Origin of the sequence: Neorhizobium galegae (assembly GCF_017877055.1) — a bacterium.
Taxonomy (GTDB): domain Bacteria; phylum Pseudomonadota; class Alphaproteobacteria; order Rhizobiales; family Rhizobiaceae; genus Neorhizobium; species Neorhizobium galegae_D.
In genome coordinates this window covers 504,885-516,988 of record NZ_JAGIPG010000002.1, presented here as the reverse complement: position 1 = coordinate 516,988, position 12,104 = coordinate 504,885, and the positions used below count along the sequence as shown (strand labels likewise).

Below are 12,104 nucleotides of genomic sequence, written 5' to 3'. Positions count from 1 at the left end.
TTTTGAGGAAGATCGTTTCAGGACACCCTAGACGGTGAAGGGACGGCAATGCCGTCGTCTAGGGAAAAGATGGCGCACCCGAAGAGATTCGAACTCCTGACCCCCAGATTCGTAGTCTGGTGCTCTATCCAGCTGAGCTACGGGTGCGTCTGCAAGCAGTGCGTCACCGCTTGCGTGGCGATCCTCTAAAACGTCCGCATTCCGATTGCAAGCGATTTTACCGGAGGCAACGTCATTTTGCTGTCACTTCTCGCTCAAACCGTTGAGAAGCAACATTTATTTGCGTCAGGCCCGAACCCGGTAGTCCTCCAGTGAGACCGGACGGTCGGGAATTTCTATCCTAAACTGCGTGCCCGGGCCTGGTTTTTCCACAAGTGCGATGGTGCCGCCATGGGCCAGGACAAGCTCGCGGGCGATGACCAGGCCGAGGCCGGTGCCACCCGACCGCGCTGAGCCGCGGAAAGCGGAGAACAGGTTCTCCCGGGCCTTTCGCGGCATGCCGGGGCCAGTGTCGTCAATGGTGATGCTGACGACGCTGCCGACCCGGTGCGCAGAGACTGTGACCCGGCGAACCATGGACGCATCCTGCGGATCGAAATTCAGCAGCGCCTGGACGGCATTTCGGCAGAGATTGTGGATAACACGGAAAATCTGCTCGCTGTCGCAATCGACTTCGAGATCGGCGGCGATCTGATCCAGGAACTCGATGCCTATTTCCGGATCGATCGCCAGCATGTCGCGCACGTCCTGGGCCAGCGCTGCAAAGCGGATGCGGCGGCGGCGGGGCGCTGCCTCGGAGGCTTGTCCGTAAGCCAGCACCTCGTTCGTGTAACCTACCGCCCGGTCGATCGTGCGCAACAGTTTCGGCGCGAAACTCCTCACCATCGGATCATCGACATCCGTCAGGCGGTCCGACATCAGCTGTGCCGATGCAAGGATGTTGCGCATGTCGTGGTTGATCTTCGAAACGGCGAGGCCAAGATCGACCAGGTTCTTCTGCTGCTTCAGCGTTCGCTGCAATTGCGCCTGCATGGCTGTGAGGTGCCGGCCGGCAACTGCAAGTTCGCCCCGGGAACGATCGGCGCTAAAGACACGGGCGGGGTCGTCCGGCTGCTCCGAGAAATGCTGCATGCTGTGGGTGAGCCGCCGGATCGGCATGATCATCATGCGGTTGATGGCGAGGAAAATCAGTACGGCGGTAATCAGCGAGATCAGCAGCGACAGGAGAAACATCGTCTTCGAGTATTTCAGCATGTCCTTGCGCAGCGCGTCATCGGTCATGACCAGTTCGATGACCATGTCGCTGTCGCCGATCGGACCATAAACGCGCATGACGCGACCGCCGCCAAAGACGAGCGTGTCGAGCGCGTCGCGCATCGAGGACGCTATCGGGACATTGGCAAGATCGAATACTTCATCGATCTGCGGCTGCGTGTCCGTAGCGGCCAGCAGCCGCGAGGTGCCGTCCTTACGCAACGCGATTACCTTGGTGCCCGTCGCAAGCAGCGTATCGTCCTGCACCGCGCGGGGAAGCTCGGCGGGCTGCAGGCCGTCGATGACGATGCCGGCGGCGGCGGCCGTATCCAGTCGGTCGCGCAGCCAGTTCATCCGCATGGTGGCGACGGAAGGGACGAAGATCAGCACTTCGGCCATCATCACGAAAATGACGGTGAGCCAAAGAAGCCTGCCGGAAAGGCCGCGGAAAAGGCGCGGCATGGTTTCCGGACCTACGCCTTCCGGCGAGGATCCCGATCGGCCCGAGGTATGAACCTCGTCGTCCATGCGGATCTCCATTTCCGAATACCCGGCCCGCCGGATTGATACGAGCCTACGGATGATCGCTTATTTTAGAGGTTCGGCGTTTTTTTACCAGTCCCCTTTGCCGCAGTGCAAAAGAGAAAGCGGAGAGGGTTGCCCCTCTCCGCTTCTTTATTCGACTGATACGCGAAGCTGGATCAGAATTCTTCCCATTCTCCGGCAACCGCAGCCGTCGCGACGGCCGCTCCGCCGAAGGCCCGCGAGAGCGCACCCGTCATCGCCTTGACCGGAGAGACGCGCGGCCGATGGACGGCAGCTGCCGCGACCGGCCGCGAAGTTTTAACCGGCTCGGCGACGCGCTCGCCCTCCTGGCCGATGTCGAAATTGGAGACGAGTGCAAACAGGCTGTCGGCCTCTGCGGACAATGTCTGCGTCGCCGCGGACGTCTCTTCGACCATGGCGGCATTCTGCTGCGTCACCTGGTCCATCTGGTTGACGGCGATATTGACCTCGGCGAGCCCCGTCGCCTGCTCGCGGGAAGCGACGGCGATCGAATGGATATGATCGTTGATGCGCAACACGCGAGTTTCGATTTCCGACAGCGCCTCGCCGGTCTTCTGGACCAGCATCACGCCTCCGGCGACCTCCTCACCGGACTTGCTGATCAACGCCTTGATGCCCTTTGCCGCACTTGCCGAGCGCTGGGCGAGTTCGCGGACCTCCTGAGCGACGACGGCAAAACCCTTGCCGGCTTCGCCTGCTCGGGCGGCCTCGACGCCAGCATTGAGCGCCAGGAGATTGGTCTGGAAGGCGATTTCGTCGATGACATTGGTGATCTGGGCGATCTCGCGGGAGGCTTGTTCTATCCGGCCCATCGCATCGACGGCGCTCCGCACCACCTCGCCCGACTGGACCGCGCTCTGCTTGGCCTCGCCGACCATGACGGTTGCCTCATGCGCGCGCTCGGTCGACGTCTTGACGACGGTGGTGATCTCGGCGAGCGCGGCCGACGTTTCCTCCAGAGCCGCGGCCTGCTGTTCGGTGCGGCGGGACAGATCATTGGTCGCGCGGCTCAGCTCGGCGGCGCTGCCGTTGATGGAGCCCGTAGCGGTGCGGACATTCCGCATCGTGCCGCGCAGCGTATCCATGGTACCGTTGACATTGTGCTGCAGCTCGGCGAATGCGCCCTTGAAATTGCCCCGCATGCTGTCGGTGAGGTCACCCTCGGCAAGGCTTTTGACGACGCGCCGGGTTTCCGACACTCCGGCATCGACGCTGCCGACGAGCATGTCGACGTCGCGAGCGAAGCGATCGAGGCTTTCCTCACCCCATTGCTTGTCGATGCGGCGGGTAAAATCCCCTTCCGCTGCGGCTGCGACGACGGCAGCCATACGCGCCTGCAGGTCGTCGTTCTTGCCACGCATGGTCGCTTCGGAAGCATTCATGCGCGCGACTTCGATGCCGTTCCTGCGGAAGATCTCGATCGCGGCGGCCATGTCGCCAATCTCGTCGGCGCGATCGGCCCCGTGGACGACCGTATCAAATTTGCCGTCGGCGATATGTTTCATCGCTCTGGTCAGAGCCGTGATCGGATGGCTGAGCTGGCGACGCCCCAGATAGAGGCCGAAACCGGCTCCTGCGGCAACGCCTGCAAGGGTGACTGAGGAGACAAGAATAAAAAGAGTCCGCGTGAAGCTGTTGAGCTCGTCATTGACCGCAGCGAGGACGGCCTTGTCGGTGCCGACGATGGCATCGATCTCGACCTGATAGGCCTTGCGGTTGCTGCGGTTGGCGTCGTTGTTGCCCTGCTCGTTGGCGGCAGCCGGGCTCACCTCCCGGCCCAGGCGTGCGGTCTCGGTCCGGAAGCCGTTGAACTCCTTGGAACGGGCAAGCAGCTTATCGAATACGGTACGCTCGTCGGCCGGGACGATCTTGTCCCAATCCTTGAGAAGCTTGCCCATCTCATCAAGATACACGAGAATGCCGTCGGCGAATTTTGCAGCCTCCTTGGTATCCTTCGACATGTAGACGCCGCGGGATTCCATCACGACGGCGGTGACGAGCCGGTTCAGGTGTTCGCCCTTGTGCGCCCGGTCTGCAGCCAATTCATATTGAACCATCATCTGGCGATATTCGGCCATGGCAAACAGAGCCATGCCGCCGATAAAACAGGCCACAAGGCTCATGAGGCCGACGAGGAGGTTGATTTTCCCTCGAATTTTCATTTCTTTCCCTTCCAGACGGGACTTAACGTGCGAGGAAGGCAGGCCCGTAACCCAGTCTCTCTTCCATTCAGTGCTAAAATTAGCCTTTAGAAATTAAAGAAACGCTTAGAGAAAAAGAGGGGTTACAGCCGAGGCGGGCATTGTCACTCAAGCCGCGCGCGGCAGTTGAGATATTTGACGTTTGACAGGGGAGATGCCTCGCACCTGCTATTTCTCACCCCTCAATTCATGGGGATATTACTGCGAGCCACGCCTGCAAATGTCACCAGAATGCGGCATCGATCAAGATCGGCCGGCTCTCGACCTTCAGGCCCAAAAATCCCGGTAGCGATTGACTTTTGCGGCGGAGTCCTCTTATAAGCCGCCCACGTTCAGCTCCGGCGGGCTTGCACGCATGCAGCCGCTTGCGCAGATCGTTTTTCCGAAGCGCTCTTGCCGTCGTGATGACGGCAAACTCCAAGAAGGGCCGCACACCGCGGTATTAAAATAAATGAAGCGTACCTATCAACCGTCCAAGCTTGTTCGCAAGCGCCGCCACGGATTCCGTACCCGCATGGCCACCAAAGGTGGTCGCCTGGTTCTCTCCGCACGTCGCGCCCGTGGCCGCAAGCGTCTCTCGGCCTAAGGCCTGAGATGCCCGAGACAACCGGGCGATGACGACTGAGACAAAGAACAAAAAGACTGTCGGGCGGCTTCAAAGCCGGCCGCAGTTTCTTGCCGTCCGCGAGGGCGAGGCCCGCCGGGGCCGGAACTTCCTTCTGGAAGTCCTTGATCGGAACCAGCCGGACGAAGCGCCGCGCGTCGGTTTCACCGTTACCAAGAAGCATGGCAACGCGGTCGAACGCAACCGCATGCGCCGCCGCCTCCGCGAGGCGGTGAGGCAATCTGCCGGATTTGCAATGAAGAACGGACACGACTATGTGATTGTCGCGCGGCGGGAGGTGCTCAACGCCCCCTTTGCGGATATGACGGCCCAGCTTATCGAGCGTATCGAAAGCAAGCCGAGACCAAAGCGGTCCGAGGAGACCCGTTCCAGGAAAGCATGATGGAAAAGAACCGCAATTACTTCATCGCGATCGCGCTCTCGGTGCTGATCGTTCTTGCCTGGCAATTCCTCTATATGAACCCGAGGATGGAAGCCCAGCGCCGCGCCGAAGAGGCCAGCCGCGCGCTGCAGGGCGAAACGGCCCAGCCTGTTTCGCCGGAAAGCCCCGGCGCCCAGAGCGGTTCCGGCGGATTGGGGAACCTGCCCGGCGCCAACCCCGCAGCCGCTGCGCTCTCCCGCGACCAGGCGCTCGCACGGTCGCGGCGCGTGCAGATCGAGACGCCGGCCCTGATCGGCTCCATCAACCTGACCGGCGCCCGTTTCGACGACCTCAAGCTGCGCGAATATCACGAGACGGTCGACGACAAGAGCCCGATCATCACGCTGTTCTCGCCGTCCGATACGACTGACGGCTATTTCGCGGAAATCGGCTATATCCCGAATGAATCGATCGGCACCGCTCCCGGCACCGGCACACAGTGGACGGTCGCAAGCGGCGACAAGCTGACCCAGCAGACGCCGGTGACGCTGACCTTTACCAACGAGAAGGGCGTAACCTTCGCGCGCACGATTTCGATCGACGACCACTATATGCTGACCGTCACCGACAAGGTCGACAACAAGACGGCCGCCCCGGTGACGCTGACGCCCTATGGCCGCGTGCTGCGCAACAACAAGCCGGCGACGCCGTCCGTGTGGGTCATCCACGAAGGCTTCATCGGCGTGATGGGCGAGAGCGGCAGCCTCAACGAACACACCTACGCCAATATCGAAAAAGAGCAGTTCACCAACGAGAAGGCTACGACCGGCTGGCTGGGCATCACCGACAAGTACTGGGCTGCCACCATCGTGCCGCCGCAGACGCTGCCCTATATCGCACGTTTCTCGCATTTCGCCGGTGCTCAGGCGAGCTATCAGGCGGACTACAAGGGCGACGACCTGACGGTCCAGCCGGGTCAATCCACCGAACTCAAGAACCTCGTCTTCGCCGGTGCCAAGGAAGTGCCCTTGATCTCGCGCTACGAGACTGAATTTGGTGTACCGCAGTTCAACCGCCTGATCGACTGGGGATGGTTCTACTTCATTACCAAGCCGATGTTCCAGCTGATGGACTTCTTCTTCCGTCACGTGGGCAATTTCGGCGTGGCGATCCTGCTCACCACCATCGTCGTCAAGGCGCTGTTCTTCCCGCTCGCCAGCAAGCAATACGCATCCATGGCCAACATGAAGCGCATGCAGCCGAAGATGGAAGAGCTGAAGGCCAAGTTCGGCGACGACCGGATGGGCCTGCAGCAGGCGATGATGGCGCTCTACAAGGAAGAAAAGATCAACCCGATCGCCGGCTGCTGGCCGGTGCTGTTGCAGATCCCGGTCTTCTTCGCGCTCTACAAGGTCATCTACGTCACCATCGAAATGCGGCACGCGCCGTTCTTCGGCTGGGTCCAGGACCTGTCTGCTCCCGATCCGACCTCGCTCTTCAACCTCTTCGGCCTGCTGCCCTATGACGTGCCGCACGCGCTGATGATCGGCGTCTGGCCGCTGGTGATGGGCGTCACGATGTTCCTGCAGATGCGCATGAACCCGACGCCGCCGGATCCGACCCAGGCAATGATCTTCACCTGGATGCCGCTGGTGTTCACCTTCATGCTGGCGTCCTTTCCGGCCGGTCTCGTCATCTACTGGGCCTGGAACAACACCCTGTCGGTAACGCAGCAGGCGATCATCATGAAGCGTCATGGTGCCAAGGTGGAGCTTTTCGCCAATCTGAAGGGCCTCTTCCGACGAAAAGAGGCGCCGACAAAATAGCGTCCGCCAAAACATCGACGAGGAACCCCGGCTGGTCCGGGGTTTTTCTTTTGGAATAAGGCTTGAGAGCCGGAAAGCTTGACATTGCTGGCCAAAACCTTGAAGCCGTGCCCTTCGACAGAACAGGACGACCAGAACCGATGCCCGCAGACATGAGCACGGACGACAAGCCGCTTTTCGGCCACCCCTGGATTTTTATCCGCGGCGTGCCCTCGATGAAGTTCCTGCCACCGGAAGGCCCGCTCGAAGTCGCCTTTGCCGGCCGTTCGAACGTCGGCAAATCGTCGCTGATCAACGCGCTCGTCGGCCAGAAGGCCTTGGCGCGAACTTCCAATACGCCTGGTCGTACTCAGGAACTCAACTATTTCGTGCCGGACGGCTATTCGGGCGCAGGCACCGACCTGCCGCCGATGGCGCTGGTCGACATGCCGGGCTACGGTTACGCCAAGGCGCCGAAGGAAACCGTCGATGCCTGGACCAAGCTCGTCTTCGACTACCTGCGCGGCCGGGCGACGCTGAAACGCGTCTATGTGCTGATCGACAGCCGCCACGGCATCAAGAAGAATGACGAGGAAGTACTGGACCTGCTCGACAAGGCCGCCGTCTCCTACCAGATCGTGCTGACCAAGACCGACAAGATCAAGGAGCCGGCCGTGGTGAAGCTGCTGGCCGAGACGCACGAAAAGATCCGCAAGCATCCTGCCGCCTTCCCGTTCGTGCTGTCCACCTCGTCCGAAAAAGGCAAGGGGATCGAGGAACTGCGCCAGGCGATCGCCGAAACCGTCGGCCGGCCGGTCTGACGCTGCCCCGTTAGAAACGGCAAATCCGGCCGCCCCGAGAGAGGCGGCCGAATCCTGATATAAAGCCCAAAGGAATGCGACCGGCTTTTACATTTTCGGCAGCAGAACCTTGTCGACAACGTGGATGACGCCGTTCGACTGCTTAACGTCGGCGATCGTTACGGTGGCCACGCCGCCCGTCTCGTCAGTAAGCGTGATCTTGCCCATGCTTTCCTTGGCTTTCAGGATGCAGCCGCCGACGGTCTTCACGTCATGGGTGCCCTTGTCGTCCTTGATCATCTTTTCGATGGCGGTTGACATGGCGCCGGCCGCGACCACGTGGCAGGTCAGTACCTTGGTGAGCTGGGCCTTGTTTTCCGGCTTCAGCAGCGTTTCGACCGTGCCCTTGGGCAAGGCGGCGAAGGCTTCGTTGGTCGGCGCAAAAACCGTGAACGGACCCTTGCCCTGGAGCGTCTCCACCAAGCCGGCAGCCTTGACGGCGGCGACGAGCGTCGTGTGGTCCTTGGAATTCACGGCATTTTCGATGATGTTCTTCTCTTCATACATCGCGGCGCCGCCGACCTTCGGATTGGCAGCGAAGGCGGTCACAGCGGTGGCGGACAGAACGGTCGCGACGGCGAGCGTGCGGAGTGCGGTCTTCAACATGATGGCTTCCTCTCAAAAAATCGACTTGCCCCGGCGCGGATGCGCGCCTTCAAGGCCCGGTGCCCCGACATCGGCGGAGACATCGCAAGAGACGGGACACGCCGGAAAAGAGTTTCAGCGTCGATGAGAACGCCGTCGAAAAACTTTCAAGCCACTGTTTTCATTTACGGATATTTGTCGTTCCAGATGTAGCCCAGCAGGGTCGCGCATCTCGGGACGAGTTTACGGCCGGAACCCGGCCCTCCATTCGACCCGGGGCCTCATTGTCGATTGCGCGACAATCTCGCGGACTGATTATTTCCTATGTCAAAAACATGCGCTAAAAGGCCCCACTTATCATTCAGGGGTATCCGATGACGGCTTCCGAAAGCGAACTTCAGGCCAAGCTTCTGGCACAGGCGCTGCCCTATATGCAGCGTTACGAAAACAAGACGATCGTCGTGAAATACGGCGGCCACGCCATGGGCGACACCGAACTCGGCAAGGCATTCGCGGCGGATATCGCGCTTCTCAAGCAGTCCGGCGTCAACCCGATCGTCGTGCATGGCGGCGGTCCGCAGATCGGCGCGATGCTGACGAAGATGGGCATCGAATCCAAGTTCGAAGCCGGCCTGCGCGTCACCGACCAGAAGACGGTCGAGATCGTCGAAATGGTTCTCGCCGGCTCGATCAACAAGGAGATCGTCGCGCTGATCAACCAGACCGGCGAATGGGCGATCGGCCTTTGCGGCAAGGACGGCAACATGGTTTTCGCCGAAAAGGCGAAGAAGATCATCGTCGATCCGGACAGCAATATCGAGCGGGTCCTCGATCTCGGCTTCGTCGGCGAAGTGGTGGAAGTCGATCGCACATTGCTCGACCTGCTCGCCAAGTCGGAAATGATCCCGGTCATCGCCCCGGTCGCTCCGGGCCGCGACGGTGCGACCTATAACATCAATGCCGATACGTTCGCGGGCGCGATCGCCGGGGCACTCAGCGCCACCCGCCTGCTCTTCCTCACCGACGTTCCGGGTGTTCTGGACAAGGACAAGCAGCTGATCAAGGAGCTGACCGTCGCCCAGGCCCAGGCCCTCATCAAGGACGGCACGATCTCCGGCGGCATGATCCCGAAGGTCGAGACCTGCATCGAGGCGATCAAGGCCGGCGTGCAGGGTGTCGTCATCCTGAACGGCAAGACGGCCCACTCGGTGCTGCTCGAGATCTTCACCGAACACGGCGCCGGCACGCTGATCGTTCCCTGATCGCAGACTTCGGGGCTCAGCCGGCGGCGGTGAAAACCGCCGCGGCGTCTTCCTTCAGCTTCGCCATCATCGCCCGATAAGGCCCCGGTCCGTAACTGACACGGGCAACCCCGAGTTCGCCGAGGCGTTTCGGCGACGGTACGCCGTTGAACATCATGATGTTGACCGGAAGCGGCGAGGCTTTGCACAGCGTCTCGATCAATCCTTCATCGGCCAGGCCCGGCGCGAAGAAGCCGTTGCCGCCGGCCCCAGCATAAGCATTGGCGCGGTGGATCGCTTCATCGAGAAGTGCTGCATGTTTGCCCTGATCGCCTTCCTGCAGGAAGAGGTCGGTACGGGCGTTGATGAAGAGCGGTATGTCACGAGCGTCCGCCGCCGCTCGGATGGCACGAATGCGCCCGGCCTGCTGCTCCACCGAATAGATGCCGCTACCGCCGACCACCTGATCCTCAAAATTGATACCGATCGCGCCGGTATCCATGACCTTGCCAACATTCGCCGTGAGCTGGCCGGAATCCTTGGCATAGCCACCTTCAAAATCGACGGTGAGCGGCAGATCGACGGCGGTCGCGATCGACTTTGCCGTGGCAACCAGTGCTTCGAGCGGCAGGTTCTCGCCGTCGGCATACCCTTGTGCGGCCGCGACCGACCAGCTTCCGGTGCCGAGCGCCTTGGCGCCCGCGTCGGCAACCGCCTTGGCGGTCCCGGCGTCCCAGATGTTGTAAATGATGACCGGATTGCCCTTCCGGTGAAGTACAGCGAACGCGGCCGCCTTGTCGTTTTGAGACATCCATGATCCTCCCATTGATCGACCCATCCTAACCGGATTCGCAACAGATGCCGCCGCGAATCGGGTGTCAATCAGGAAAAGATCAACCCGAGGATGCCGCAGACGATCAAGAGGCAGCCGAAAACTTCCATGCGGTTCACCCGCTCATGGAAGAGGAAGTAGGAGGCCATGAAGGTGAAGACGAGCTCGACCTGGCCGAGCGCGCGGACATAGGCCACCTGCTGCAGGGTCATCGCCGTGAACCAGCCGGCCGAGCCGACGACGCCAGCCAGGCCCACCAGCGAGGATGAACGCCAGCTGAGAATGACCTGGACGATCTCGTTTCTGTCCTTCCAGAACATCCAGACGAGCATGAAGGCCGTCTGGAAAATCGTGACACAGGCGAGTGTTACCGCTGCCTCCATGACCGGTCCTGGACCACCAAGCGACAGCGATGCGGTGCGGTAGGAGACCGCCGAGATGCCGAAGACGGCACCCGAGGCGATGCCGATCAGAGCGGTGCGGCTGGTCAGCGCGACCAGCATGTTGCGCCAGGAAAGCGGCATGCGCGCCATCGAGATCGTCATCACGCCGACGACGCCGACGATGATCGCCGCGACCGAACCAGGCGTCAGCTTTTCGCCGAGCAGGATGAAGCCGAATATGGCGGCCTGGACCGGCTCGGTCTTCGAATAGGCCGTCCCCACTGCAAAGTTCCGGAGTGAAAAGAGATGCACCAGCATCATGGTCGCAAAGATCTGCGCCAGGCCGCCGATCACCGCCCACAGGGCGAAGGTCCAGTTCAATGCCGGGAACGGATAGCCGACGAAATGATGCAGGCACAGGACATAGAGGATCGCGATCGGAAAGCCGTAGCCGAAGCGCACGAAGCTCGCTCCGCGCGTACCAAGCGAACCCTGCAGGTGCTTCTGCAGGGCAGACCGCAAATTCTGCAGAAAGGCGGCGGCGATGGTGATGGGGATCCAGAGTTCCATATGCTGGCGGTATCACGCGTTCCGGCGGATCGCCAAGGCCGGCTCGGACCGAAAGCGTTCGTCTTTTTCGTTTTCTTTGCCGCCGAGCCGGTGCATAAAGTGGCCATGGAAAAAAAGCCGCAGACCTTGCCCGACCCCACTGATTTCGCCCATGTCCGCGACTGGGTATTCGATCTCGACAACACGCTTTATCCGCATCACATCAATCTGTTCGAGCAGATCAGCAAGAACATGACGGCCTATGTGCAGGAACTGCTGCAACTGGAGCCGGCGGAAGCGAAGGCGCTGCAGAAGCAATATTACCATGAGCACGGCACGACGCTGCAGGGCCTGATGCTGAACCACGACATCGATCCGGACAGGTTTCTCGAACAGGCGCATGCGATCGACTATTCAGCGCTGTTGCCGCATCCGGAACTCGGCGAGGCGATCAAGGCGCTTCCTGGCCGCAAGTTCATCTTCACGAACGGCAGCGTTCCGCATGCGGAGGCAGCCGCACGGGCGCTCGGCATTCTCGAACATTTCGACGACATATTCGACATCGTTGCGGCCGACTATGTGCCAAAGCCGGCAGGCGCGACCTACGACAAGTTCGCCAGCCTGCACCGGGTCGATACGAAAAAGGCCGCGATGTTCGAGGACCTGCCGCGCAATCTGCAGGTGCCGAAGGCGCTCGGCATGCGCACGATCCTCCTTGTGCCCCGCAACCTCGATGCGGTGCTGATGGAGCGTTGGGAGAAATTTACCGATGAGGACGATCACATCGACTATGTGACCGACGACCTGACGGGTTTCCTCACCGGCCTCAACATCGCCTAAG

11 protein-coding genes and 1 tRNA gene are annotated in these 12,104 nt (G+C 61.0%); 6 read left to right on the top strand and 6 right to left on the bottom strand.

Going from position 1 to position 12,104, the window contains the following annotated elements:
* Window positions 1-70: 70 nt before the first annotated feature.
* From J2857_RS12850 to J2857_RS12840, 3 genes are all read right to left on the bottom strand, one after another.
* Window positions 71-147: transfer RNA gene (locus tag J2857_RS12850), tRNA-Arg, on the bottom strand.
* A gap of 138 nt (window positions 148-285) precedes the next feature.
* The gene (locus J2857_RS12845) at window positions 286-1,716 is read right to left on the bottom strand and encodes a sensor histidine kinase (protein ID WP_245363467.1); all 1,431 of its coding nucleotides are present in this window, start codon (window positions 1,714-1,716) and stop codon (window positions 286-288) included.
* A gap of 239 nt (window positions 1,717-1,955) precedes the next feature.
* The gene (locus J2857_RS12840) at window positions 1,956-3,983 is read right to left on the bottom strand and encodes a methyl-accepting chemotaxis protein (RefSeq protein WP_210010552.1); all 2,028 of its coding nucleotides are present in this window, start codon (window positions 3,981-3,983) and stop codon (window positions 1,956-1,958) included.
* Window positions 3,984-4,473: 490 nt separating this feature from the next.
* Between J2857_RS12840 and rpmH the strand changes: the two genes are divergently transcribed.
* The 4 genes from rpmH to yihA all read left to right on the top strand — a co-directional run bounded on the left by rpmH (window position 4,474) and on the right by yihA (window position 7,634).
* Window positions 4,474-4,608 carry a 50S ribosomal protein L34 gene (rpmH, locus tag J2857_RS12835; protein ID WP_080719113.1) on the top strand — a complete coding sequence of 45 codons (135 nt, stop codon included), beginning with the start codon at window positions 4,474-4,476 and terminating at the stop codon, window positions 4,606-4,608.
* Window positions 4,609-4,636: 28 nt separating this feature from the next.
* Window positions 4,637-5,029: a ribonuclease P protein component gene (gene rnpA, locus J2857_RS12830; RefSeq protein ID WP_210010551.1), complete on the top strand. Its 393-nt coding sequence runs from the start codon at window positions 4,637-4,639 to the stop codon at window positions 5,027-5,029.
* Entirely contained in the window at window positions 5,029-6,834 is a 1,806-nt protein-coding gene (gene yidC, locus J2857_RS12825) for a membrane protein insertase YidC (RefSeq protein WP_210011665.1), read from the top strand. Before rnpA ends, yidC begins: the two co-directional genes overlap by 1 nt.
* A 152-nt stretch (window positions 6,835-6,986) precedes the next feature.
* Window positions 6,987-7,634, top strand: a complete 648-nt coding sequence (gene yihA, locus J2857_RS12820) for a ribosome biogenesis GTP-binding protein YihA/YsxC (protein WP_210011664.1) — start codon at window positions 6,987-6,989, stop codon at window positions 7,632-7,634.
* Window positions 7,635-7,721: 87 nt separating this feature from the next.
* Here yihA and J2857_RS12815 read toward each other — a convergent pair whose 3' ends face one another.
* Window positions 7,722-8,279, bottom strand: a complete 558-nt coding sequence (locus J2857_RS12815) for a fasciclin domain-containing protein (protein WP_210010550.1) — start codon at window positions 8,277-8,279, stop codon at window positions 7,722-7,724.
* 353 nt (window positions 8,280-8,632) lie between these two features.
* On the opposite strand from J2857_RS12815, the gene argB reads away from it, so the two are divergent.
* Complete coding sequence (gene argB / locus J2857_RS12810; protein ID WP_210010549.1) at window positions 8,633-9,520, top strand: acetylglutamate kinase; 888 nt, start codon at window positions 8,633-8,635, stop codon at window positions 9,518-9,520.
* Between the two features lie 16 nt (window positions 9,521-9,536).
* Here the strand turns inward: argB and J2857_RS12805 are convergent, their stop codons facing one another.
* Together J2857_RS12805 and J2857_RS12800 are read right to left on the bottom strand one after the other, a co-directional pair.
* On the bottom strand, window positions 9,537-10,310 hold the full coding sequence (locus tag J2857_RS12805; protein ID WP_210010548.1) for an isocitrate lyase/PEP mutase family protein: 774 nt from the start codon (window positions 10,308-10,310) through the stop codon (window positions 9,537-9,539).
* Window positions 10,311-10,381: 71 nt separating this feature from the next.
* The gene (locus J2857_RS12800; protein WP_210010547.1) at window positions 10,382-11,284 is read right to left on the bottom strand and encodes a DMT family transporter; all 903 of its coding nucleotides are present in this window, start codon (window positions 11,282-11,284) and stop codon (window positions 10,382-10,384) included.
* A 105-nt stretch (window positions 11,285-11,389) separates the two neighbouring features.
* On the opposite strand from J2857_RS12800, the gene J2857_RS12795 reads away from it, so the two are divergent.
* Window positions 11,390-12,103: a pyrimidine 5'-nucleotidase gene (locus tag J2857_RS12795; protein WP_210011663.1), complete on the top strand. Its 714-nt coding sequence runs from the start codon at window positions 11,390-11,392 to the stop codon at window positions 12,101-12,103.
* The last annotated feature ends 1 nt before the right edge of the window (window position 12,104 follow it).